The sequence below is a fragment of the Leifsonia sp. KNZ12-8B genome (assembly GCF_056755495.1).
On the sequence record NZ_JBPGXM010000005.1, the window covers coordinates 41,560 to 64,369 of the forward strand.

The window sequence follows — 22,810 nt, forward strand, 5'->3', positions numbered from 1 at the left end:
CGGGCCGGCCCGAGAGAGGATCTCCGTGCGTCGTGCAACCGGAGGCGGCCTCGCCGCCGCGTTCGTCGTCATGCTCGTGGCCGGTGCGGTGCAGGCCGCTCCGGCGGCCGCCGTCCCGGCCCAGCCGTCGGGCCGCCTGGTCGCTCCGACGCCGGTCGGGCCCGCGGACGGAGCGGACGACGGGGGTTCGGACGCGCCGCTGCCCCAGGGCCTCACCCAGGCCCTCGAGCGGGACCTCGACCTGACGCCCGACGAGTACCTCGCGAGCGCGGACGCCGCCGCGAAGGCGTCCGACATCCTCCCGCAGCTGCAGGATGCCGGGATCGCCCCCGCCGACGTCTGGCTCGACGACACGACCATCAACGTCCACGTCACCACGCCGGAGGAGCAGCAGGCCGCGGCCGGGCTGGGAGCGACGCCGACCGCGGCCGAGCCTCCCGCGGCGCCCGACCTCTCGCGGCCGACCTCCGCGTACGCGGACCTGCTCAACGGCACCGGATGGACGCAGAACGGCGTCCTCTGCTCGACCGGGTTCAACGGCTTCACCGCCTCCAACGCCCGCTCGGTGGCCACCGCCGGGCACTGCCTGCTCGCCGGCGGCCCGGCGCCGGCCGGGACCGTCACCGCGTCGATGGTGAACCAGTCGGCCCCGAACCAGGGCGGCGCGATCGGCGCCGTCATCGGGCCGCTGGACAAGGCGTCCTTCCGCTACGGCAACGGCAACGACGGCGGCCTCATCATGGCCACCAACTCCGCCGTGAACCTGCTGCCGGCCACCTCCACCTGGAACGGCGGATCGGTGCCGGTCCGCGGGATGATCACGGCGACGGTCGGCGCCCCGATCTGCAAGTCCGGCCGGACGACGGGGTGGACCTGCGGCAAGGTGATGGCGGTGAACTACGCGCAGGAGGTCGGTGACGAGACCGGCACCAGCATCACCACCGTCAACTCTGTCGCGACGACCATGTGCATGTTCCGCGGTGACAGCGGCGGCGCGGCGATGATCGGGTCGTACGCCGTCGGCATCAACTCGTCGGGCTCGTGGTCGACAGCGCAGTGCACCGATGCCGACGGCTTCTCGGCCATCTACCCGCTCCAGGGATCCTCGCAGAGCTTCACGGCGACCCATCCCGGCTGGCGGCTCGCGCTCAACATGACGACCGCGCGCGTGGCGGGCGCCGACCGGTCGGCGACGTCCGTGCAGGTGTCCAAGCAGGCGTACCCCTCCCGTGCGAGCGTCGTCTACGTCGCCAACGGCTGGAACTTCCCCGACGCGCTCGTCACCGGGCCGGCTGCGGTCACCCAGAACGGGCCGGTCCTGCTGGCGCCGCTGGCGCCCGGACTGCCGAAGACCGTCGCCGACGAGATCCGCCGGCTCGCGCCGGCACGGATCGTGGTGGTCGGGGGTACCCAGGCGGTCTCGGCCGGGACCGAGGCCCAGCTGCGGGCGATCGTCGCCAACGTGAGCCGCGTCGCCGGCGGCGACCGCTACGACACCGCCCGCCGGCTCGTCGCCTCGGTCTACACGAAGGCCGGCATCCCCAACCTGTACGTCGCGAGCGGCATGGGCTTCCCCGACTCGCTCGCCGCCTCGGCGGCCGGCGCCTCCGACGGATCGCCCGTGCTGACCGTGCCCGGCAGCAACGGCGCGGTCGACAGTGCGACGATCCAGGCGATCCAGCGGCTCAAGCCGCAGAAGATCACGATCGTCGGCGGCACCGCCTCCGTCTCCGCCGGCATCGCGAAGCAGCTCGCCGGCCAGGCGAAGGTCGTCCGCATCGGCGGGGCGACCCGCTGGGAGACCTCGCAGCTGCTGGCGAAGACCGTGTTCGCCAGCGGAACCACCATGCTGCTCGCCAACGGCGTCGGCTTCGCGGACGCGCTGGCCGGTTCCGTGCTGGCCGGCAAGAAGCACCAGCCGCTGCTCATCACCCAGCAGGGCTGCGTGGAGAAGCCGGTGCTGCAGGCGATGGCGAGCTGGCAGACGCAGGCCGTCACCCTGATCGGCGGCACCGCCTCGCTCGGCACGGCGGTCCAGGGCATGCGGTCCTGCTGACCGGCTAGAGCTCCTTCCGGAACCCCAGGTACGACACCCGCTCCCAGTCGTCCTCCAGATCGAAGAGCGGGCTGTACCCCAGGGAGAGGTAGAGGGCGACGGCCTCGGGCTGGCGCGCGCCGGTGGTCAGGACGACGGTCCTGATGCCCCGGCGCGCTGCCTCCCGCTCCAGCTCGGCCATGACCCGCCGGGCGAGCCCCTGGCGGCGGAAGGCGGAGTGCGTCCAGACCCGCTTGACCTCGACCGTCGTCTCGTCCTCACGCATGAACGCGCCGCCCGCCACCGGGCGTCCGTCGTCGACGAGCAGCAGGAAGGTGCCGCCCTGGGCCTCCGTGAACCGCTCGGCCGGGTAGCGCGACAGCTCCGCGGACGACGGGATGCCGTCGTTGAGGCCGTACCGCTCGTCGTACTCGCGCGACAGCTCCTCGACCAGCGGGGCCGCCAGCGGGTCGTCCGGGCGGGTGACGACGACGGTCGCGCGCTCGGCGAGCGGAGGGGGAGTCTGCGGCAGCGGTTCCATCACGCATCGACCATAACCGCAGTCGGCCGGCGTCGCGCATCCGCGCCGTCCGCACGGCCGCACACGACGGATTTCGCGCACGTAATCGCGAAATATCCCCGAAACATGCAGGAAAAGCGGCGACGCACGCGCGAATTAGTGTGAAGGTACCCGGCTGTGCCTGGGGTATTCTCCCCTTACCCCTCCTGCACACACACTGCACCAGGAAGAAGGACGACAATCATCATGCGCATCCGATCCGCGGCTCCCATCGCCGCCATCGCCGCCGTCGCGGCCCTGTCCCTCACGGGCTGCGTCGACAACTCCACGCCGAGCAGCGACTCAACGTCGAGCGCCGCTGCCTTCGACGTCAAGAAGGACGACTCGCTCGCGAACCAGCTCCCCGAGAAGGTGAAGTCGGCAGGCAAGCTCGTCGTCGGCATGGACAACACCTACCCGCCGAACGAGTACAAGGACGACAACGGCAAGCCGGTCGGCTGGGAGGTCGACCTCGCGAAGGCGATCGGCGCCAAGCTCGACGTCGACGTCGACTTCGCGATCGCCAAGTTCGACAACATCATCCCGAGCGTCGCCGGCGGCAAGGACGACTTCGGCATGTCGTCCTTCACCGACACCACCGAGCGCGAGCAGCAGGTCGACTTCGTCAACTACTACTCGGCCGGCATCCTCTGGGCCGCGCAGAAGGGGAAGGACATCGACCCCGACAACGCGTGCGGCCTGAAGGTCGCGGTGCAGTCGACCACGTACGAGGACACCGACGAGGTGCCCGCCAAGTCGAAGAAGTGCACGGACGCCGGCAAGCCCGCCATCCAGGCCCTCCGCTACGACACGCAGGACGACGCCACCAACGCGGTCATCCTCGGCAAGGCCGACGCCCTCAGCGCCGACTCGCCCGTGACCCTGTACGCGATCTCCAAGTCCAACGGCAAGCTCGAGGCGGCCGGCGAGACCTTCGACGAGGCGCCGTACGGCCTCCCCGTCGCCAAGGACTCCGACCTGACCCCGGTGCTGCAGAAGGCGGTGCAGGGGCTCATCGACGACGGCACCTACAAGAAGATCCTCGACAAGTGGGGCGTCGCCGACGGCGCCGTCGAGACCGCCGAGCTCAACGCGGCCTCGAAGGGCTGACCTCCATGTCCCAGGGCACCACCCCCGGTCGGCCGGCGACGGGATCCCTCCCGTCGGCGGCCGGCCAGCCGGCCTCTGAGCCCATCAAGGCCGTCAAGCTCCGGCACCCGTGGCGGATCGTCATCGCCGCGGTGCTCATCCTCCTGCTGGTGTGGTTCATCATCGATGCCGCCCAGCGCGACGCGTACGGCTGGCAGTACGTCGGCAAGTACGTGTTCGACAAGCGCATCAGCGCGGCTGCGCTCGTCACCCTCCAGCTCACGATCTACTCGATGGTGATCGGCATCGTCCTCGGACTCGTGCTCGCGGTGATGCGGCTGTCGCCGAACCCCGTCGTCAAGAGCGTCTCGTGGCTCTACCTGTGGATCTTCCGCGGCACCCCGGTCTACGTCCAGCTGGTCTTCTGGGGCCTGTTCTCGCTGATCTACCCGCAGATCTTCCTCGGCGTCCCGTGGACCGACTTCGGGGTGAACCTCGACCTCGGCTTCATGCAGAACGCCTTCGTCATCGCCGTGATCGGCCTCGCGCTCAACGAGTCGGCCTACATGGCCGAGATCGTGCGCGCCGGCCTGCTGTCGGTCGACGAGGGCCAGGAGGAGGCGGCGACCGCCCTCGGCATGTCGTGGTGGCAGACGATGACCAGGATCGTGATCCCGCAGGCCATGCGCGTGATCATCCCGCCGACCGGCAACGAGGTCATCTCGATGCTGAAGACCACCTCGCTGGTGGCGGCGATCCCGCTCACGACCGACCTGTACGGCGTCGCCCGCGACATCTCGGCCGTGACGTACACGCCCATCCCGCTGCTCATCGTGGCGTCGCTCTGGTACCTGCTGTTCACCTCCATCCTGATGGTGGGCCAGTACTTCCTGGAGAAGCGCTTCTCGCGGGGCGTGAACGCGCGCCGACCGGACCGGAACGAGCCTGCGCTCGCGACCGGTGCCCTCCCGGCCGCAGGAGCGCCGGACGGAAACGACCTCGGAGGCAAGGGATGACCGACGTGACCCCCATGGTGCTCGCGGAGGGCGTCTCCAAGAGCTTCGGCAGCAACGAGGTGCTCAAGAGCATCTCGCTCTCGGTGAAGCCGGGGGAGGTGCTCTGCATCATCGGGCCATCGGGCTCCGGCAAGTCGACCTTCCTGCGCTGCATCAACCACCTGGAGCGCGTCGACCGCGGCCGGCTCTCCGTCGACGGCGAAGTCGTCGGGTACCGCCAGCACGGCGACAAGCTCTACGAGCTGAAGCCCAAGGAGGCCGCGCGCCAGCGCCGCGAGATCGGCATGGTCTTCCAGCGGTTCAACCTGTTCCCGCACATGACCGCGCTCGAGAACGTCATCGAGGCGCCGATCCGCGTGAAGGGCCTGCCGAAGGCGCGGGCGGTGGAGCGGGGCAAGGAGCTGCTGGCCCGGGTGGGCCTCGCCGAGAAGGGCGACCACTACCCGTCCCAGCTCTCCGGCGGCCAGCAGCAGCGCGTCGCGATCGCCAGGGCCCTCGCGATGGACCCGAAGCTCATGCTGTTCGACGAGCCGACCTCCGCGCTCGACCCCGAGCTCGTGGGCGAGGTGCTCGACGTCATGAAGGGGCTGGCGCAGTCCGGCATGACGATGGTCGTCGTCACGCACGAGATGGGCTTCGCCCGCGAGGTCGCCGACGAGCTGGTGTTCATGGACGGCGGCGTCGTCGTCGAGGCCGGCGACCCGCGCGAGGTGCTGGCGAACCCGCAGCACCAGCGGACGCAGGCCTTCCTTTCGAAGGTGCTCTAGCCTCCACCCCGCCCTCCGTTCCGGACTTCTGCACGCTCGCGCCCGGCGTGTCGCGTGCAGAAGTCCGGAACGGATAGGGTCGGGGGATGCGTCCGGTCGTCTTCATCACGGGGGCCAGCCGGCCCGGGTCCATCGGCGACGGCGTGGCCCGGCGCCTCGCGGCAGACGGGTGGGATGTCGCCTTCGCCTTCTGGGACGACTACGACGCCGCGATGCCCTGGGGCTCCGGCACGCACGAGGAGCTGGCGGACGCGCTGCGCGACCTCGGCGCGCAGGCCCTGCCGGTGTCCGTGGACCTCGCGCACCCGGAGGCGCCCGCGCTGGCGCTGAACCGGGTGCGGGCGGCGCTCGGCCCGGTGCGGGCCCTCGTCGCGAGCCACGCCCACTCGGTCGATAGCGGCCTCCTCGACACCTCGGTGGAGGCGTTCGACCGGCACTTCGCGGTGAACACCCGTGGCACCTGGCTGCTGATCAGGGCGTTCGCCGAGCAGTACGACCAGCCGCACGGCGCCGGCCGGATCGTCGCGCTGACGAGCGACCACACTGCCCACAACCTCCCGTACGGCGCGAGCAAGGGCGCGCTCGACCGCATCGTGCAGGCCGCGGCCGTCGAGCTCGCGCACCTCGGCATCACGGCGAACCTCGTGAACCCGGGCCCGATCGACACCGGCTGGATGGCGCCGGAGCTCGCCGAGTCGCTGCGGGCCGAGACCGCGCTCGGCCGGCTGGGCACGCCCGCCGACACGGCCGACCTCATCGCGTTCCTGCTGAGCGACCGCGGCGGCTGGATCAACGGCCAGCTCCTCCACTCGAACGGCGGCTTCCACCTGCCCGTGTGACGGCGACTCGTCGGCCTCAGGCAGAACAGGCGGCGGCTACTTCTCTCTCGTCATCGTGGCGGGGGAGGCGAGCATGGAGCGCACGGCGCCGGTGACGGCGGTCGTGATCCAGCAGGCTGCGCCGGCCAGCACCCAGATCAGCTGCTCCCTCGGGCTGACGACGTCCGCCCCGAGGAGGACGAGAACGCTGAGGGCGACAGCGGCGGAGAGGGCGTACGTCCCCGCAGGGAAGAAGCATTCCAAGGTCAGCAGAATCCCGATCGATCGTCTGCTCGTTCCCGATAGGCGGTAGGCCGCCACTTCACTGCTGCGCGACACGGTGATGATCGACGTCAGGAGGCCGCCGACGATCCCGAGCACCAGCGGAAGGTATTGTCCGGCCCGTGCGCCCCAGTCGTGAACAGGATCGCTGGTGAGCGAAAGCTGCGGGCTCCCGAGTATCGCTCCGCCGCGGGTCTCGAGCGCTGCGGCGAGGAGCGGGGTGAGGGTCCGAGGATCGTGAAACGGGGTCAGCGAGACGATGCACACCGGGCCGGAGCCCGTGCCGGCGGGCAGTGGGAGCACGACCGCCCTGTTCGTTGGGATGCCTTCCGGCTGCTGCACCGCGGTCAGGAGCTGTCGAGTCTGCGATGGTGCCACCGTCACCGTCCGTGCGCCATTCGTTCGGCCGAGTTCGGAGCCGATGACGCCCGGTTCTGTCGTCAGTTGACGGAAGAGGGTGCTGCTTGCGGTGAAGACCCTGGTGTTGGCTCCGATCTCGGGGATGTCGAGCGTTCCCGCATCGATCAGCAGGCCGGCGCGATCCACCTCCGGCAGGCGGGTGAGGGCTTCGCATGACGATCGGCTGATCTCGACGTCTGTGCGTGGCGACGTCGATCGCAGCGTGAGGATGCTGACTCCGCGGCCTTCCAACTCCTGGAGTCGTTGGGAGAACTGGGAGGATTCGGAGGCGTAGAAGGCTGCGGCGACCGACCCGGCTACGATCGCCAGCGCCACGCTCATGATCGTGCGCGACCGGAGGTTCACCGCGTTCCGGAGCGCCTCGCGCAGCAGTGCCCGGAACCTCCAGTGGCGCACGCTCACGGTGCCGTCCCTCGGAGGGCGACGACGGAGGACGCTGAAGCGATCATGACCGGGTCATGGGTTGCGACGATGATCGTGCTGTGCCCGCTGACCTTCGCGAAGACACGGGCGAGTTCTCTGGTGTTCGCTTCATCCAACGCGGCCGAGGGCTCGTCCGCCACGATCAGCGGTCTGTCGGATGCGAGAGCACGGGCGACGGCTACGCGCTGGCGTTCGCCGCCGGACAGGGACCGCGTGAGCATGTCCATCTCCGCGCCGAGGCCCACCCGGGTGAGGGCGATCTGAGCGAGCCGGGCCGCATCAGCCACCTGGAGGCCGTCCGCCAGCGGGCCGATCATGACGTTGTCGAGGGCGGTACGCGCCGCGATGATGTTCGCGTCCTGAGCGATCCAGCTCACCAGCGACGGGGATGGCTTCAGCGCCGCAGACTCATCGCCGAGGGTGACGGTGCCGCGGGATGGCGCTCGGAACCCCGCGATCATCGCCAGAAGCGTCGACTTCCCGCTGCCCGACGGGCCTACGAGCGCTGTCACCGCGTGGGAGGGGAAGACGCCGGAGAAGCCGGTGAACACCTCCCGGGACCCGTATCGAGCTGTCGCATCGCGGACCGTCACCTGCATCGTGACAACGTCTCAGCCGGGAGATCGGAGGGGTCGCGTGCCACTCGCGTCCCGATGAGCTTCGCAGGGACGAGAGCCACGCCAACCTCTCCCGGGTCGGCGGACACCGGAACCGGCGCCGCTTCATACGCATCGCCTTCGGCGGTGCCCGCCACGAAGAGACAGGATGCGCCATCCTTCATCGTGAATACAGCGGAGGCTGGAACGCTGCCGAAAGCCCGTGCTGCCCCCGCCTCGAGTTGCGCACCCTCGACCTGCGTCTGCGAGACGGCATCGCCCTCGGTATGGGAGCTCTTGAGGTCTCCGCGACCGACACCCGCGGCGATGGCGGCCCAGACGCTCGGGATCTCCTGGCCTGGTACCGGGAGTGCTGATACGGGGACCTTCTCGGAACCGATTCGCACCGCGTATCCGACGTCGCCGGCCGGCGGTCGCAGCACGTCTCCATCGGTCGGCTCCACGCCGATCGACACGATGGGTGCTGTCCCCGTGATCGCTGGCGCCTGCTCTGCGATGCGCTGCCCGATGCGGACGTTCACCGCGGTGATCGCACCGAAGTCCGGTGGCACGAACAAGACGTAGGAGGGCTGGAAGACGCCGTCTTCGGCGTAGCCGGCCCTGTGCTGGAACCGTTGGACGGCTTCGTGATAGCGCACCCCGTACGAGTCATCGGCGAAGCCGGCATCCAACAGCCCGAGCGAGACCAGAAGATGACCGAGGGCTTGAACGTCATCACCGGAATCACCGACGCGCAGTTCGCGGTACAGCGGCGAGTCTCCCTGCAGCGCCCACAGCGGGTGCCCATCGACCGAGATCACCTCGGTGCCCGTGGAGAGCGCGGCTCCGCCGGCGCGCACCGTGACGGCCGTGATCGTCCCCGGGACGTCCACGAACGCTGTGGGCGTCGTTCCGCTCGTACCCGTGATGATCACTGCGCGTCGCTCGTCGACGTGCCGACTTCCGACCGTCGTGAGTGCTCCACGGGTCCCCGTTGTCGACTCGCGCTGCTCATGCTCGGCTCCGCCCAGGCTCGTCACGAGCAGGATCAGTGGAGTGCCCCACAGGGCGGCCAGCAGTGCGGTCGCAGCGAGTCCCGTCCACCGTCTGCGCGGGCGAGGGCCGCTGGATGTTCTATCCATCGACCGGGCAATCCGCGAGGTCGATGCCGTGTTCCTTCACCAGCTCGACGTTCTCCGAGTAGTCGTCCGCGGGCGTGATCCCCCGGGAACGCAGGCAGTCGGCTACGATCCGGGCGGATTCGGAGGTGTCCTCGTGGGCGATCTGCCAGAGCTGATCGACCTGCGCCCAGTTGTCTCGGTAGCACTCATCATCCACGCCGGATTCCACCGCGGCCGCGGGGACGCCGAAGTCCATGAGGTCACCCTTGACCGTCGGGGCGGCCAACGTGTATCCCTTGCGCGAGAGGCACGCCTGGTACGCCTGGAAGCCGGTCTGATACTCGTCCCAGGTGACGCCTCCGTCGGCCAGCGCTTCTTTCTGTTGCGAGGAGATCGACGCCGCACCGGATGGGTGGACCGGCGAACCGGCCGACCCACTGCAGCCGACCAGACTCCCCGCGACGAGACCCGCCACGAGGGCCGCGAGCAGGGGCCGACTCACGTGCGGATGAGAGGGGTGCTGCCGAAGGGCGACGGGCTTGTGATGGCGTGCTCGCCGCCGAAGACCCGGTAGCCGACAGGGCCCTGAACCACCGAGCCGGACGCCTGCTTCCAGGGCGTGTAGAGCGCCGTTCCACCCGAAGCGGTGTACCCCACCCGGATCTTCACGTAGCCGCAGAGGCTCTGCTGACCGGAGGTGTAACTGTTGTCTGTTGCGGTGCTGGTGCCGACATACGAGTCGTAATAGGTGCACTTGCCGTTCGTGGTTCCGACCGCGCTCGCCGGCGCGGCGAACACCGAACCAGCCACCGTGACCGCCACGGCCGCACCGACTGCAGCCAGCGTGATTCTTCTCTTCCTCTTCACGTCATCTCCCGTCCCATCGAAGCGTCATGCTCCGATGTCGTTCATCATCGAATCGACGGTCCACCGGGCGGACGACGCCGCCAGGTCTCCCCTTTCACGGAGGTTAGCACTGAAACGTGAAATACAGAATAGGTATCGACTAGCCGCCCAGCACTTTGCGGATGCGCTGGAGAGACACCGTCTCGGCGGTTCCGAGGCTCTGGGCGAAGAGGGAGACGCGGAACTCCTCCAGCATCCACCGGGCGTGCACGATCTTCTCGGGCGAGTGCGGGGCGAGCGGGATGCGGCCCCCGGCGTCCGTGTAGAGCGCGACGGCCGTCTCCACCTGGGTCTGCCACGCGCGGTCGCGGCCGGGGTTGACCGGGAGGGCCTGGATGCGCTGCGTGATGCCGTTCAGGTAGCGGGGGAGGTGCCGCAGCTGCTCCAGGCCCGTGGCCGACACGAAGCCGGGGAACACCAGCCCCGCGAGTTGCGCCTTCGCGTCGTTGAGCGCCCCGAGGTACGCCAGCGCGGTCGTGCCCGAGATCGCCTTCTCCGCTGCCCGGGCGGCGGTCAGGATGCGCGTGACCAGCGCGACGGTCTCGAACATCGCGTCCATCACGATGGCGGAGACGCGGTCGCGCACCGCTTCGAACTCGGCGCGCATGAAGACGAGGCCGTCCGGCTTCATCCGGTACAGCACCGAGTCGATGACCGCGAGCAGGCAGTCGTCGAACAGCGCCTTCGTGTTCGGGTACGGGCTCGCCGCGAGGGTGAGCTTCTCGTTCGAGGTCAGGTGCTGCTGCACGTATGCGACGGGAGACGGGATGCTCGCGAGCAGCAGCCTCCTGACGCCGCCCGGCAGCTCGCGGGCCTGGTCGGCCGGCGTGCTCATGAGGCGGATGCTGACGCTCTGGCCGTCGTCGACGAGCGCCGGGTAGGCGCGGATCGTGTTCGTGGAGCCGCCCGGGCCCTTCGTGGTCGAGTCGACGAAGCGGGGCAGCTCGTCGACGTCCCAGGTCGTGATGCCCGAGCGCTCGATCGCGTTGGGCGTGCGCGCCTCCGCCACCTTGGCGACCGAGTCGCGGGCGCGCGAGCGGAGGCGGTCCTGTAGCGCCGACAGGTCCTTGCCGGCGGCCAGCGGCCGCCCGCGCTCGCCGATCACCTGGAACGTCGGCCGGAGGTGCGGCGGGAGGCGGTCGAGGTCGAAGTCGGTGCCGCTGACGCGCGACCCGGTGAGCCGCGAGATCACGGCGGCGAGCGTGTCGACGAGCGAGGCCGCCGGCCGCTCGCCCTCGTGCGCGCGCATCCCCGCGGTGCCGGCCAGCTCGCCGAGCAGGCGCTGCGCCCAGTCGGCCGCCGGCACCACCTGGCGGCGGATCGCCTTCGGCAGCGACTTGATGAGCGCGGTCACGAGCTCGTGGCGGAGGCCGGGGACCTGCCAATCGAAGCCGTCCGGCAGCAGTCCGGCGAGCAGCGGGAGCGGCACCTGCACGGTCACGCCGTCGTCCTCGGCGCCCGGCTCGAACCGGTAGCGCAGGGTGAGCCGCTGGTCGCCCTGCCGCCAGACGGGCGGGAAGGCGTCGTCGTCGACCTCCGCCGCTTCCTCGTCGAGCAGCGACTCGGGCGTCATGGTGAGCAGGTCGGGCGTCTCGTTGCGCGCCTTCCGCCACCAGCCCTCGAAGGAGCGCGTCGAGACGACGTGCGCGGGGATGCGCTTGTCGTAGAACTCGAACACGACCTCGTCGTCGCTGAGGATGTCGCGGCGCCTGGTGCGCTCCTCCAGCTCGCGCAGCTCGTCGCGCAGCCGGCGGTTGGCGCGGTCGAAGGCCTGCTTGGAGTCCCACTCGCCGTCGACCAGCGCGTGCCGGATGAACAGCTCGCGCGAGAGCTCGGCGTCGATGCGCGAGTATTGGATGCGGCGGCGCGGGATGATCGGCACGCCGAACAGCGTGACGCGCTCGTACGCGACGACCGCACCCTGGTTCTTCTCCCAGTGCGGCTCGCTGTACTGCCGCTTGCAGAGGTCGCCCGCGATCGGTTCGGCCCATGCGGGGTCGATGGCGGCGTTCATCCGCGCGAACAGGCGGCTGGTCTCCACGAGCTCGGCGCTCATGATGGCGGCCGGCTGCTTCTTGGCGAGCGCCGAGCCGGGGAAGATCACGAACCGGGCCTGCCGGGCGCCCAGGTACTCCGACTGCCGCGAGCGTGCCCCGCCCTTGTTGCCGGAGGCGGTGAGGTCCTTGAGCCCGATGTGCGAGAGCAGTCCGGCGAGCAGCGACTTGTGGATGCCGTCGGGGTCGACGCGCGGGTCGCCGATCGTCAGGCCGACGGGCTTCGCGAGCTGCCGCAGCTGGCGGTAGACGTCCTGCCACTCCCGCACCCGCAGGAAGTTGAGGTACTCGGCCTTGCAGAGCCGGCGGAAGGCGCTCGAGGAGAGTTCGCGCTGCTTGTCCTCCAGATAGTTCCAGAGGTTGAGCAGGGTGAGGAAGTCGCTCGTCGGGTCGACGAACCTGGCGTGCTTCTCGTCGGCGCTGCCGCGCTTCTCGACCGGGCGCTCTCGGGGGTCCTGCACGGTGAGGCCGGCGACGATGGCCATGACCTCGCGGGAGGTGTTGTGCTGCTTCGACTCCACCACCATCCGGGCGAACCGCGGGTCGATCGGCAGCAGCGCGAGCGAGCGGCCGACCTTCGTCAGGCGGTTCTCGCCGTCCTTGCCCTTCGTGATCGCACCGAGCTCGGTGAGGAGGTCGAGGCCGTCCTTGATGCCGCGCGAGTCGGGCGGGGTGAGGAAGGGGAACGCGGCGATGTCGCCGAGGCCGAGCGAGATCATCTGCAGGATGACCGCGGCCAGGTTGGTGCGCAGGATCTCCGGCTCGGTGAACTCGGGCCGCTTCTCGAAGTCCTCCTGCGAGTAGAGCCGGATCGCGATGCCGTCGCTGGTGCGGCCCGACCGGCCGGAGCGCTGGTTCGCGCTCGCCTGCGACACGGCCTCGATCGGGAGGCGCTGCACCTTCGCGCGCACGCTGTAGCGGCTGATGCGGGCGGTTCCCGCGTCCACGACGTACTTGATGCCGGGCACGGTCAGGCTCGTCTCCGCGACGTTCGTGGCGAGGATCACGCGGCGCCGGACGCCGGGGACCGTGGACGGCTGGAAGACGCGGTGCTGCTCGGCGGAGGACAGCCTCCCGTACAGCGGCAGCACCTCGGTGCCGGGGAGGTTGCGGCCGCGGATCGCGTCGGCGGCGTCGCGGATCTCGTTCTCGCCCGAGAGGAACACGAGCACGTCGCCCGGCGCCTCCCTGGCCAGCTCGTCGAGCGCGTCGTTGATGCCCTGCAGGTAGTCGCGGTCGGCCGAGGGGACGGGGTCGGGGTCGTCCTCGTCATCCATGACCTCGGCGACGAGCGGCCGGTAGCGGACCTCGACCGGGTAGGTGCGGCCGCTCACCTCGACGATCGGCGCCGGGGTGCCGTCGGCGGCGGCGAAGTGCGCGGCGAAGCTCTCCGGGTCGATCGTCGCCGACGTGATGATCAGCTTGAGGTCGGGCCGCTGCGGGAGGAGCTGCTTGAGATACCCGAGCAGGAAGTCGATGTTGAGGCTGCGCTCGTGCGCCTCGTCGATGATGATCGTGTCGTAGCGGCGCAGCAGCCGGTCGTGGTGCATCTCGTTCAGCAGGATGCCGTCCGTCATCAGCTTGATGCGGGTGTCGGCCGATGCGCGGTCGGTGAAGCGCACCTGGTAGCCGACGAGGCCGCCGACCTGCTGGCCCAGCTCCTCCGCGATGCGCTCGGCGATGGTGCGGGCGGCGAGCCGGCGCGGCTGCGTGTGCCCGATGCGCTCGCGCCCCAGCTCGAGCGCGATCTTCGGCAGCTGGGTGGTCTTGCCCGATCCGGTCTCGCCCGCGACGATCACGACCTGGTTGTCGCGGATGGCGCGCGCGATCTCGTCCCGCTTCTGCGAGACGGGCAGCTCGGGCGGGAACGTGATGCGGGGGAGGGAGGCGGCGGGCGCTGACATGAGCCCTCCAGTCTACCGGGCGGCACCCCCGTGAGAGTTATTGAAGACACGACGATGGAATTTCTTCGCGAACGCGGTTCAGTCTGCCAAGCTTTCGCCGTGGCGGAACTCTATGACCTCGGACTCACACTGGGCGACCTGGACTTCGGCGGTATCGATGCCGAGTCCGATTCTGGGCTCCAGAGGTATTTCGTTACAACTCCATACGTGAATGCCGCACTCAGTGGTCGTCGGCGCACCTTCCTTGGAAGGAAGGGCAGTGGAAAATCTGCACTCTTTGGTCACCTACCTAAGCTAGTTTCCGATAGCTCTCGCCCAGAGACCGTGGTACTGCTACTGACGCCAGATCAGTATGCGTGGAGTGCGCTACGCGACTACAAGGAGCAAGGAATCCTTGAAGAGCAAGCACATACAAATGCGTGGAAACTGACGCTGGCAATTGAAATCGCCGGGGAATTGGTGGGTCTGGAGCGGACCTGGACACCCGCAACAGGCGAAAAGCTGAAGAAGGTCAAGCGGTTTCTCGATGACAACTATGGCACGATAAAACCCGGCCTTGGGAAGACGGCGAAGTCGATCGTAAAGGGGTTGAAAAGCTTCAACCTAAGCGCCTTTGGGTTCGGAATTGGTGCTTCGGGGGAGAAGAGAGACGTTCCGCTCACTCCCGCCATCGCCAGTCATCTCATGGGTTTGGTGGCTCCCGCCATAAGAGAAGATGGAATGGTTGTAGCGCTCGACCGCCTAGACGATTCGTGGGATGGTTCGAGTGAGTCCGCTTCGTTGATGGTGGGTCTTCTCAAAGCCGCCAAAGACTTGAATGACGAATTTCGTGCTTCCGAGCGAGACGCTGGCCTGCGCGTCCTGACGTTCATCAGATCGGACATCTACGACAGCTTGCTCTTCGACGACAAGGACAAGCACCGCTCACTCGAGGAGTCCATCCGTTGGACGCCGGAACTTCTCCATGAGATGGTTCAGAAACGGTTGCCTGAGGGTTTGCTTGTCGATGAACTGTTCGAGGAGGGCGAGATGCGTGGATCGATCTCGCCTTTCAATTACATCGTCAAGCGGACATTTCTGCGCCCGCGCGAAGTCCTTCAGTTTCTTGACGAATGTGCCCGAGTCGCCGGTGACTCCGCGTTGCGGATAACCAAGGACGACATCCGAAACGCGGAGGAGCGCTACAGCTCCTGGAAGGTTAGCGACCTCGTTCAGGAGTATTCGAAGGTATTCCCCGACTTCGGTGAGCTACTGGAAGCGCTCAGGCAAGAGGTGCACCGATACGACTCATTGGATGAGCTGGCCGCAGTATTGGAACGAAACGTTCCCGGGCTTGTAGAGACGTACGGTGTACGCGCCCTTCAAGAGCGGCTGTTCGAGTACTCAGTTATTGGTGTTCGCCTGTCCGGTGCCGGATCCACGCGGTTCAAGGCTGAGGAGGCTGATCTGCGTCTACCGGCTGCAGGTGCGGCATACGTCCATCAGAGCCTTTACAAGGGCCTCAGTATCCGCGAAACGCGCAAGCGCGGGGGCGAAGAAGACTGACTTGAACGCCCACAACTAGGCCACATCCATGCTCCGCAGCCGGAACGACGAGTGGAGGTAGTACGCCGCGATCACCGCGTAGCTCAGGCACGCGACCGTCGGCACGAAGGAGCTCTCGGGGCGGCTGGAGAGGGCGCCGACGCCGGAGACGAAGGCCGCGGCCGCGAGACCGCCGCCGATCCAGTAGCCGGCGGCGGGTCTCGCGGTGGCGCGCCACCAGGGGCGCGGGTCGGTGCGGTTCTCGCCCGCACCGCGGAAGGTGCGCACGCCGATCCCGACATAGGCGAAGTTGAGCAGCGCCACGATCACCACGTCGAAGGTCGGGTTGACCAGCTGCATGAAGACGAACAGGTTCAGCACCAGCAGCAGTGCGTAGCCGCCGACGATGTAGCTGATCTTCCCCGTGATCGTGGTGATGCGCACGACGCGAGCCTAGCGGGACCGGCGGGCGCGGGCCGGGTGCGCCGGGTCAGTTGACCTCGTCCGGGTGGGCCGAGACGCGGCCCTCGCGCTCCATCGCCGTGATCGCGGCGACCTCGTCGGCGGTGAGCTCGAAGTCGAACACGTCGAAGTTCTCGGCCATGCGCTCGCGGCGGTTCGACTTCGGGAACACGATGTTGCCGGTCTGCAGGTGCCAGCGGATGACGACCTGCGCCGGCGTCTTGCCGTGCGACTCGGCGGGACCGGCGACCTCAGCAGCCTCGAACAGCGGGTACTTGCCCTGGCCCAGCGGACCCCACGCCTCGATCTCGATGCCGTGCTCGCGCGCGAACGCCGTGATCTCCGGCTGCTGGTGCGCCGGGTGCAGCTCGATCTGGTTGACGGCGGGCACGACCTCGGTCTCGGCCAGCAGTCGCTCGAGGTGCGGCACGAGGAAGTTGGAGACGCCGATCGCCTTGGCGCGGCCCGAAGCGTAGATCTTCTCGAGCGACGTCCAGGCCTGGACGTAGTTGTCGCGCTGCGGCGCCGGCCAGTGGATGAGGTACAGGTCGACGTAGTCGAGGCCCAGCTTGGCGAGCGACTCGTCGAAGGCCGCCTCGGCGTCGGTCTGCCGGTCGTTCCACAGCTTGGTGGTCACGAACAGCTCCTCGCGGGGGATGCCGGAGGAGGCGATGGCCTGGCCGACGCCCTCCTCGTTGCCGTAGATGGCCGCGGTGTCGATGTGGCGGTAGCCGACCTCGAGCGCGTCGGTCACGATGCGGGTGGTCTCGGCCGGGTCGACCTGGAAGACGCCGAAGCCCAGCTGGGGAATGGTGGTCCCGTTGTTCAGGGTCAGGGTGGGGATATTTGCGTTTGCAACCATGTCCTCCACGCTACCAGCGCCGTCGGGGTCGTCCACGGGTTCCCTTCGCGCCCGCAGGTCGTAGGGTGTGCGCATGGCGAACCGGCTCGCGGATGCGATCAGCCCCTATCTGCGCGCGCACGCGGACAACCCCGTCGACTGGTTCCCCTGGGGGCCGGAGGCGTTCGCGGAGGCGAGGCGGCGCGACGTGCCGGTGCTCATCTCCATCGGCTACGCCACCTGCCACTGGTGCCACGTGATGGCGCGCGAGAGCTTCTCCGACCCCGCGCTCGCCGCCGAGCTGAACCCGCGCTTCGTGGCCATCAAGGTCGACCGGGAGGAGCATCCCGAGGTCGATGCGGCCTACCTGACCGCGGCGAGCGCCTTCACCGACAACCTCGGCTGGCCGCTGACCGTATTCGCGACGCCGTCCGGCCTGGCGTTCTTCGCCGGGACGTATTTCCCGCCGCTGCCCGTCGCCGGACGCGCCTCCTTCCGCCAGGTGCTCGACGCGGTCGAGGACGCCTGGCTGCAGCGGCGCGAGCAGGTGGAGTCCGACGCGGGACGGGTGGCGGCCGCGCTCGCCGCCGCGTCCGAGGCGGCCACAGCGGCCTCCGACCTCCCGGACGGGCGCGCGCTGGATGCGGCGATCGAGCAGCTGGCGGCGGCGGAGGACCCGGAGTTCGGCGGCTTCGGCACCGCACCGAAGTTCCCGGTCGCGCCCGTGCTCGGCTTCCTGCAGTCGCGCCCCGCCGGGCACGAGCTGGCGGCGAGGACGCTGCGACGCATGGCGGACTCCCCGCTGCGCGACCCCGTCGACGGCGGCTTCTTCCGCTACGCGACCAGGCGGGACTGGGGCGACCCGCACTACGAGCGGATGCTCTACGACAACGCCCTGCTGCTGGAGGCGTACGCGACCGCATGGCAGCAGACCGGCGAGGCGTGGGCCGAGCGGACGGCCGACGGCGTCGCGGCGTTCCTCCTCGACGTGCTGCGCCGGCCGGGCGGCGGGTTCGCGTCGGCGCAGGACTCCGAGAGCGTGATCGACGGCGCCCGCGTCGAGGGCGAGTACTACCGTCGGCCGGCAGCCGAGCGCGCGCGGCTCGAGCCGCCGCCGGTCGATGCCAAGGTGCTCACCGGCTGGAACGGGCTCGCCATCGGCGCGCTCGCCCGCGCGGCGCGCATCCTCGACCGTCCCGCCTGGATCGTGGCCGCGCAGGAGGCCGCCCGGACCCTCCTCGACCGCCACCGCCGCGACGACGGCACGCTGCTGCGCGTCTCGCTCGGCGACCGGGTGTCGGAGGCCGGAGCCACCCTCGAGGACTACGGCGCCTTCGCGGGCGGGCTGCTCGAGCTCGCTCTCGCCGCGGGCGACACGGGCGCCGCCTCGGCCGCCCGCGACCTCGTCGACCTGTGCCTGGAGGCGGCGGAGGCGGGTGCGTCGGACCGGCCATGCCCGTTCGAGGCGCCGGGAGGCGGTGACCCGGTGCTCGCGTCGACCGGGCTGGCCGTGCAGGTCGACCCGTCCGAGGGTGCGTATCCCTCTGGCCTGTCGGCGACGGCGTCGGCCGCGCACACGCTGTTCCTCCTGACGGGGGAGCGGAGGTACGAGCGGGCCGCGCGTGAGGCGATGCGGCTGGTCGCCCTGCCGGCCGTCCAGACGCCGAGCGCGTTCGGTGCGGCGCTGGCGCTCATGGCGCGGCTGGACGGAGGCGCGGAGCAGCTCGTGGTCGTGACACCGGCCGGGTCGGCAGAGGGCGCAGCCTCCACCGACCCGGAGGGTCTCGTGCGGGCGGCACGGCGGCATCCTGCGCCGCTGGTGGCGCTCGCCGCCGAGGACGCGGCCGCCGCGTTCGCCGCCGACGGCTTCGAGCTGTACGCCGACCGCGGCACCAGGGACGGCCTCCCGACCGCCTACCTCTGCCGCGACTTCGTGTGCCGGCTGCCGGTCACGACAGCGGACGCGCTGGAGGCCGCACCCGGTACGTGAGGTGCGCGACCGACGGCGTGACGCGCGACCGCAGCAGCTCCAGCTCGAGCGGAGGGACGCGGTCGAACACGCGCTCGCCCGCGCCGAGGGTGTGCGGGACGACGTGGAGGCGCAACTCGTCGACCACTCCGGCCCAGAGCGCCTGGTTGAGCGTCTCGGCGCCGCCGGCGACGGAGACGTCGCGGTCGCCGGCGGCCTCGCGCGCGCGGTCCATCGCGGCGTGGATGCCGTCGGTCACGAAGTAGAAGGTCGTCCCTCCCTCCATCGGGATGGGCTCGCGCTCGTAGTGCGTGAGGACGAAGACGGGCGCGTGGTACGGCGGGTCCTCCTCCCACCAGCCGCGCCAGTCGGCGAGCGGCGCGCCCTCGGCCGGCCACTCGCCGCGGATCGGGCCGAACATGTTGCGGCCCATCACGTAGGCGCCGGCGGTGGTGATCGCGGCGATCTCGTCGGCGTGCTCGTCGGCCTCCTCGAACATCCAGCTGTGCAGCCGGTTCTCGACGCCGTGGCCCAGCGGCTCGTCGAGCGTCTGATCCGGTCCTGCTGCGAAGCCGTCGAGCGAGACGGCGATGTCGGCGGTGACGATACCCATGGGCACACGCTAGCGGTGGCGGCGCCGGGTCGCCAGGGCCGGTGTCGCGCCGGTCAGGCGCGCTCGACGCGGTCGAGCATGCCCCAGACGGCCTCGCTCAGCTCCGGGTGCTCCAGGGCGATGCGGCGCAGCACGGCGTACTCGAACCGGGCGAACGTCTCGCGGCCCGCTGCCGGGTGATGGGCGCGCGACTGCTCCTCGGCGAGGTCGAAGTCCTCGATGGCGCCGGCTCGCAGCGCGATCACGACCTGCTCGTCGACGCTCGGCAGATCGGGGATGAACTGCCACGGGTCCTCGCCGGCGCGGCAGCGGTGCTCGATGATGGCGCTGAGCTCGTCGCGGGCCTGCTGGCGCAGCACCTCGATGCTGCGCGGCACCTGCTCGTTCACGTCACCCTCCCCTCGCCGCGGGCGGCACCGGCCTCGTCGCCGGTGCAGTGCGTACAGCCTAAGCGGACCGTTGGGCGACCGCGAATCGCCGCGTTTCGGCGTGTTGCGGCGGGGTTCGGCGCGGTGCGGCGCGTGATGGCGGGGTGCGGCGCGCGTCCCGCCGCTCCCGTTCACTCGGTCCGCGAGAGGAGGTACCGGTTGAGGTCGGCGGTCAGCTCGGCGTCGACCGGGTACTCGCGGTCGTCGAGGTGGGTCACCGGCGCGGCCATCCGGACGCTCGACACGAGCCAGAGCGCGTCCGCGTCGAGCAGCTCCTCCCAGGTGATCCGGCGGTACTCGGTGGCGAGACCGCGCTCCTCGAAGAACTCGAACACCGCGGCCTGCGTCGTGCCGGCGAGGATGCCCTGGTCGGTCTGCGGGGTGCGCACGACGCCGTCCGCCAGCACGATGACGTTGGAGGTCGGCCCCTCCAGCGCATACCCGTCGGAGCTCAGGAAGACGACGTCGTCCGCGCCGCGGCGCACCGCCTCCCGCTGGGCCGCCCGGTTCACCGCGTACGAGAGCGTCTTGGCGCCCGCGAGCAGCCACGGCGCGGACTCGGCGATGTCGTGCCGGACGCCGCGGTCGAGCGTCACCACCCGGATGCCGCGACGCTGGGCCGAGAAGTCCTCGCCCTCGTCGACGAAGATCCACCCGCTGGGCCGCCCGGCGCCCTCCACCCCGCGCGTGTAGATGAGCTTGGCGTACAGCTCGCCGCTGCCGGCCTCGCCGTTGCGCTCGCGGTAGTCGCGCACCCCGGCGAGCACGGCCTCCCGCCACACCGCGGCCGTCGGCTCCGGCAGGTCGAGCAGCGCGGCGGAGTGCGCCAGCCGCGCGAGGTGCGGCTCGAGCGCCTGCGGGTGCCCATCGATCACGGCGATGGTCTCGAAGACGCCGTCGCCGCGCGTGACCGCGAGGTCGGTGATCCGCACCTGCGGGGCGTCGAAGTCGGCGAGAGCGTAGCCGGGGTCGCCCGATGCCGGGGAGCCGGTCGGCGCGGTGATGGTGAGGAGGGTCGCACGGGTCATGTGCCCTATTGTGGACCTCCGGCCCGGCGGGCGCCCTACGCCGTCGCCCGGATGCGGAACGCGTCGTCGCCGTCTGGCGTGGCGTCCGCGACGTCGACGCGCTCGACGGCCGAGCCGGGCGGGCCGGCGCGCAGCCAGTCGAGCATGCGCTCGACCGCCTCCGGATCGCCCTCCACCTCGGTCTCGACGGTGCCGTCGAGGCGGTTCCTCGCCCAGCCGGTCACGCCGAGCTCCTGGGCCTTCTCGCGGGCGCTCCAGCGGAACCCGACGCCCTGCACCACTCCGGTCACGATGGCTCTCCTGCGGATCACGCGGCCCATTGTGCCCTGGTTGAATGGTCGGGTGAACCCGTCAGCAGACCGCTCCGCCCTCCTCGCCGCCCTGCGGGCCGACCTGACCGACGCCCGGTTCTCGGTGGGCGCGCTGGAGGCGCTGTGGGGTGCGGAGGCGGCGGAGGCGCTGCATCGCGGGCAGCGCATCCCCGCCGAGCGCGCCGTCGCCCGGCTGGTCGCCGCGCGCGGACCGTCGGCGCTCACGACCCTGGCCCGGCTGTTCGTGCTGGGACTGCCGACCGCCGCGGCCGACGTGGAGGCCGCCCTCCCGTCGCTCGGTGCGGCCGGGGCGACCGCGCTCGGCCTGGTGCGCGACGCCGAGGCGGGTGCGCTGGCCCCGGCTCTCGACCTCCGCCCCTACGCGTTCGAGGACGCGCACGGCGAGGCGGAGTGGTGGATCGTCTCCGACCTCGGCGAGCTGGCGCTCGGCCACGCGCTGCCCGAGGATCACGTGCTCGGCGTCGGCGGAGCCTCCCTCACCCTCAGCGGGCTCATGCTGCAGCGGCGGGTGGCGACCGCCCTCGACCTCGGCACCGGCTGCGGGATCCAGGCGATGCACGCCCGCCGGCACGCCGACCGCGTGGTCGCGACCGACATCTCGCCGCGCGCCCTCGAACTGGCGGCCCTGAACGCCGAGCTCAACGGCATCGACGGCATCGAGTTCCGGCTCGGCAGCATGTTCGAGCCGGTGGCGGGGGAGCGGTTCGACCACATCGTGTCCAACCCGCCGTTCGTGATCACGCCGCGGGTGGAGGGCGTGCCCGCCTACGAGTACCGCGACGGCGGGATGGTCGGCGACGCTCTGGTCGCCGCGTTCGTCCGCGACTGCGGCGAGCACCTCACCCCGGGAGGCGTCGCGCAGCTCCTCGGCAACTGGGAGTACCGACCGACCGAGGACGGCCTGATGCGGGTGCGCGGCTGGGTCGACGCCTCGCCCACGCCGCTCGACGCGTGGGTGATCGAGCGCGATACCGAGGACGCCGCCCGCTACGCCGAGACCTGGATCCGCGACGGCGGCACGCGGCCGGGCACCGCCGCCTTCGACCGGCTGCTCGGCGCCTGGCTGGACGACTTCGAGGCGCGCGAGGTCGCGGCGGTCGGCTTCGGCTACCTCCTCCTGCGCCGCGCGGAGGCGGAGCCGACCCTGCGGAGGTTCGAGCGCCTCCACGGGTCGCTCGGCGCCAACGAGGCCGGCCTCGGCGTGCACCTCGACGCGTGCCTGAGCGCCCACGACGCGCAGGCGGCCCTCGACGACGACGCGCTCGCGGCACTCAGCCTCACGGTCGCGCCGGATGTGACGGAGGAGCGGCACCTCTGGCCGGGCGCGGACGCGCCCACCGCGATCCTGCTCCGGCAGGGCGGCGGCTTCGGCAGGGCCGTCGCGGCCGACACCGGGCTCGCGGCGCTCGTCGGCGCGAGCGACGGCGAGCTGAGCGTCGCGGCCATCGTCGCCGCGCTCGCCCAGCTGCTGGAGGTCGACGGGACCGCCCTGCGCGACGACCTCCTCCCGGCCGTGCGCGGGCTCGTCGGCGACGGGATGTTGCTGCTGCCGACCCGCTGAGTTCTCCACAGCCGGGTCATCGAGTTGTCACGACACGCCGTCCGGCGGCGGCCGCCGGACGG

General features: G+C 70.4%; 21 protein-coding genes. 8 read left to right on the plus strand and 13 right to left on the minus strand.

The window, feature by feature from the left end; genetic code table 11:
- The first annotated feature begins 25 nt into the window (after positions 1 to 25).
- On the plus strand, positions 26 to 2,056 hold the full coding sequence (locus ACR9ZG_RS01495; protein ID WP_481283050.1) for a cell wall-binding repeat-containing protein: 2,031 nt from the start codon (positions 26 to 28) through the stop codon (positions 2,054 to 2,056).
- Between the two features lie 4 nt (positions 2,057 to 2,060).
- Here the strand turns inward: ACR9ZG_RS01495 and ACR9ZG_RS01500 are convergent, their stop codons facing one another.
- Complete coding sequence (locus ACR9ZG_RS01500; RefSeq protein ID WP_481283070.1) at positions 2,061 to 2,576, minus strand: GNAT family N-acetyltransferase; 516 nt, start codon at positions 2,574 to 2,576, stop codon at positions 2,061 to 2,063.
- A gap of 225 nt (positions 2,577 to 2,801) precedes the next feature.
- On the opposite strand from ACR9ZG_RS01500, the gene ACR9ZG_RS01505 reads away from it, so the two are divergent.
- The 4 genes from ACR9ZG_RS01505 (at position 2,802) to ACR9ZG_RS01520 (ending at position 6,305) form a co-directional block, all read left to right on the plus strand.
- Entirely contained in the window at positions 2,802 to 3,704 is a 903-nt protein-coding gene (locus ACR9ZG_RS01505; protein WP_481283051.1) for an ABC transporter substrate-binding protein, read from the plus strand.
- Positions 3,705 to 3,709: 5 nt separating this feature from the next.
- Positions 3,710 to 4,699 (plus strand): amino acid ABC transporter permease, encoded by a 990-nt coding sequence (locus ACR9ZG_RS01510; RefSeq protein ID WP_481283052.1) that lies wholly within the window; start codon positions 3,710 to 3,712, stop codon positions 4,697 to 4,699.
- Complete coding sequence (locus tag ACR9ZG_RS01515) at positions 4,696 to 5,466, plus strand: amino acid ABC transporter ATP-binding protein (protein ID WP_481283053.1); 771 nt, start codon at positions 4,696 to 4,698, stop codon at positions 5,464 to 5,466. Before ACR9ZG_RS01510 ends, ACR9ZG_RS01515 begins: the two co-directional genes overlap by 4 nt.
- An 86-nt stretch (positions 5,467 to 5,552) precedes the next feature.
- On the plus strand, positions 5,553 to 6,305 hold the full coding sequence (locus ACR9ZG_RS01520; RefSeq protein ID WP_481283054.1) for an SDR family oxidoreductase: 753 nt from the start codon (positions 5,553 to 5,555) through the stop codon (positions 6,303 to 6,305).
- A gap of 36 nt (positions 6,306 to 6,341) precedes the next feature.
- Here the strand turns inward: ACR9ZG_RS01520 and ACR9ZG_RS01525 are convergent, their stop codons facing one another.
- From ACR9ZG_RS01525 to hrpA, 6 genes are all read right to left on the minus strand, one after another.
- Entirely contained in the window at positions 6,342 to 7,388 is a 1,047-nt protein-coding gene (locus tag ACR9ZG_RS01525; protein WP_481283055.1) for a hypothetical protein, read from the minus strand.
- Positions 7,385 to 8,008 (minus strand): ABC transporter ATP-binding protein, encoded by a 624-nt coding sequence (locus ACR9ZG_RS01530; RefSeq protein WP_481283056.1) that lies wholly within the window; start codon positions 8,006 to 8,008, stop codon positions 7,385 to 7,387. Before ACR9ZG_RS01530 ends, ACR9ZG_RS01525 begins: the two co-directional genes overlap by 4 nt.
- Positions 7,999 to 8,940 carry a peptidoglycan-binding domain-containing protein gene (locus tag ACR9ZG_RS01535; RefSeq protein WP_481283057.1) on the minus strand — a complete coding sequence of 314 codons (942 nt, stop codon included), beginning with the start codon at positions 8,938 to 8,940 and terminating at the stop codon, positions 7,999 to 8,001. The genes ACR9ZG_RS01530 and ACR9ZG_RS01535 overlap by 10 nt, the downstream gene beginning before the upstream one ends.
- Before the next feature lie 199 nt (positions 8,941 to 9,139).
- The gene (locus ACR9ZG_RS01540) at positions 9,140 to 9,628 is read right to left on the minus strand and encodes a hypothetical protein (RefSeq protein WP_481283058.1); all 489 of its coding nucleotides are present in this window, start codon (positions 9,626 to 9,628) and stop codon (positions 9,140 to 9,142) included.
- Complete coding sequence (locus ACR9ZG_RS01545) at positions 9,625 to 9,993, minus strand: hypothetical protein (protein ID WP_481283059.1); 369 nt, start codon at positions 9,991 to 9,993, stop codon at positions 9,625 to 9,627. Before ACR9ZG_RS01545 ends, ACR9ZG_RS01540 begins: the two co-directional genes overlap by 4 nt.
- A gap of 139 nt (positions 9,994 to 10,132) precedes the next feature.
- Positions 10,133 to 13,990, minus strand: a complete 3,858-nt coding sequence (gene hrpA / locus ACR9ZG_RS01550; protein WP_481283060.1) for an ATP-dependent RNA helicase HrpA — start codon at positions 13,988 to 13,990, stop codon at positions 10,133 to 10,135.
- A gap of 54 nt (positions 13,991 to 14,044) precedes the next feature.
- Between hrpA and ACR9ZG_RS01555 the strand changes: the two genes are divergently transcribed.
- The gene (locus ACR9ZG_RS01555; protein ID WP_481283061.1) at positions 14,045 to 15,535 is read left to right on the plus strand and encodes a P-loop ATPase, Sll1717 family; all 1,491 of its coding nucleotides are present in this window, start codon (positions 14,045 to 14,047) and stop codon (positions 15,533 to 15,535) included.
- Between the two features lie 15 nt (positions 15,536 to 15,550).
- Here ACR9ZG_RS01555 and ACR9ZG_RS01560 read toward each other — a convergent pair whose 3' ends face one another.
- Together ACR9ZG_RS01560 and ACR9ZG_RS01565 are read right to left on the minus strand one after the other, a co-directional pair.
- Positions 15,551 to 15,958, minus strand: a complete 408-nt coding sequence (locus ACR9ZG_RS01560) for a hypothetical protein (RefSeq protein ID WP_481283062.1) — start codon at positions 15,956 to 15,958, stop codon at positions 15,551 to 15,553.
- Between the two features lie 46 nt (positions 15,959 to 16,004).
- Positions 16,005 to 16,838 (minus strand): aldo/keto reductase, encoded by an 834-nt coding sequence (locus ACR9ZG_RS01565; protein ID WP_481283063.1) that lies wholly within the window; start codon positions 16,836 to 16,838, stop codon positions 16,005 to 16,007.
- A 73-nt stretch (positions 16,839 to 16,911) separates the two neighbouring features.
- Between ACR9ZG_RS01565 and ACR9ZG_RS01570 the strand changes: the two genes are divergently transcribed.
- Positions 16,912 to 18,807 carry a thioredoxin domain-containing protein gene (locus tag ACR9ZG_RS01570; RefSeq protein WP_481283064.1) on the plus strand — a complete coding sequence of 632 codons (1,896 nt, stop codon included), beginning with the start codon at positions 16,912 to 16,914 and terminating at the stop codon, positions 18,805 to 18,807.
- On the opposite strand, the gene ACR9ZG_RS01575 is transcribed toward ACR9ZG_RS01570, so the two are convergent.
- The 4 genes from ACR9ZG_RS01575 to ACR9ZG_RS01590 all read right to left on the minus strand — a co-directional run bounded on the left by ACR9ZG_RS01575 (position 18,767) and on the right by ACR9ZG_RS01590 (position 21,175).
- A complete protein-coding gene (locus tag ACR9ZG_RS01575) occupies positions 18,767 to 19,399 on the minus strand; it encodes a dihydrofolate reductase family protein (protein ID WP_481283065.1) in 633 nt (210 codons plus the stop codon). The two genes, ACR9ZG_RS01570 and ACR9ZG_RS01575, sit on opposite strands and share 41 nt — an antisense overlap.
- A gap of 53 nt (positions 19,400 to 19,452) precedes the next feature.
- On the minus strand, positions 19,453 to 19,788 hold the full coding sequence (locus tag ACR9ZG_RS01580) for a hypothetical protein (protein WP_481283066.1): 336 nt from the start codon (positions 19,786 to 19,788) through the stop codon (positions 19,453 to 19,455).
- A 170-nt stretch (positions 19,789 to 19,958) separates the two neighbouring features.
- On the minus strand, positions 19,959 to 20,855 hold the full coding sequence (locus ACR9ZG_RS01585; RefSeq protein WP_481283067.1) for an aminodeoxychorismate lyase: 897 nt from the start codon (positions 20,853 to 20,855) through the stop codon (positions 19,959 to 19,961).
- A 35-nt stretch (positions 20,856 to 20,890) separates the two neighbouring features.
- A complete protein-coding gene (locus ACR9ZG_RS01590) occupies positions 20,891 to 21,175 on the minus strand; it encodes an acylphosphatase (protein WP_481283068.1) in 285 nt (94 codons plus the stop codon).
- Here ACR9ZG_RS01590 and ACR9ZG_RS01595 point away from each other — a divergent pair.
- Positions 21,147 to 22,748 (plus strand): DUF7059 domain-containing protein, encoded by a 1,602-nt coding sequence (locus ACR9ZG_RS01595; RefSeq protein WP_481283069.1) that lies wholly within the window; start codon positions 21,147 to 21,149, stop codon positions 22,746 to 22,748. The two genes, ACR9ZG_RS01590 and ACR9ZG_RS01595, sit on opposite strands and share 29 nt — an antisense overlap.
- Positions 22,749 to 22,810 lie beyond the last annotated feature (62 nt).

Coding starts and splice junctions, on each gene's coding strand:
- ACR9ZG_RS01565 (WP_481283063.1), bottom strand. CDS start 16,838: ATGGTTGCAAACGCAAATATCCCCACCCTGACCCTGAACAACGGGACC.
- ACR9ZG_RS01590 (WP_481283068.1), bottom strand. CDS start 21,175: ATGGGCCGCGTGATCCGCAGGAGAGCCATCGTGACCGGAGTGGTGCAG.
- ACR9ZG_RS01575 (WP_481283065.1), bottom strand. CDS start 19,399: ATGGGTATCGTCACCGCCGACATCGCCGTCTCGCTCGACGGCTTCGCA.
- ACR9ZG_RS01510 (WP_481283052.1), top strand. CDS start 3,710: ATGTCCCAGGGCACCACCCCCGGTCGGCCGGCGACGGGATCCCTCCCG.
- ACR9ZG_RS01515 (WP_481283053.1), top strand. CDS start 4,696: ATGACCGACGTGACCCCCATGGTGCTCGCGGAGGGCGTCTCCAAGAGC.
- ACR9ZG_RS01585 (WP_481283067.1), bottom strand. CDS start 20,855: ATGACCCGTGCGACCCTCCTCACCATCACCGCGCCGACCGGCTCCCCG.
- ACR9ZG_RS01500 (WP_481283070.1), bottom strand. CDS start 2,576: ATGGAACCGCTGCCGCAGACTCCCCCTCCGCTCGCCGAGCGCGCGACC.
- hrpA (WP_481283060.1), bottom strand. CDS start 13,990: ATGTCAGCGCCCGCCGCCTCCCTCCCCCGCATCACGTTCCCGCCCGAG.
- ACR9ZG_RS01505 (WP_481283051.1), top strand. CDS start 2,802: ATGCGCATCCGATCCGCGGCTCCCATCGCCGCCATCGCCGCCGTCGCG.
- ACR9ZG_RS01570 (WP_481283064.1), top strand. CDS start 16,912: ATGGCGAACCGGCTCGCGGATGCGATCAGCCCCTATCTGCGCGCGCAC.
- ACR9ZG_RS01520 (WP_481283054.1), top strand. CDS start 5,553: ATGCGTCCGGTCGTCTTCATCACGGGGGCCAGCCGGCCCGGGTCCATC.
- ACR9ZG_RS01530 (WP_481283056.1), bottom strand. CDS start 8,008: ATGCAGGTGACGGTCCGCGATGCGACAGCTCGATACGGGTCCCGGGAG.
- ACR9ZG_RS01555 (WP_481283061.1), top strand. CDS start 14,045: ATGGAATTTCTTCGCGAACGCGGTTCAGTCTGCCAAGCTTTCGCCGTG.
- ACR9ZG_RS01595 (WP_481283069.1), top strand. CDS start 21,147: ATGGCTCTCCTGCGGATCACGCGGCCCATTGTGCCCTGGTTGAATGGT.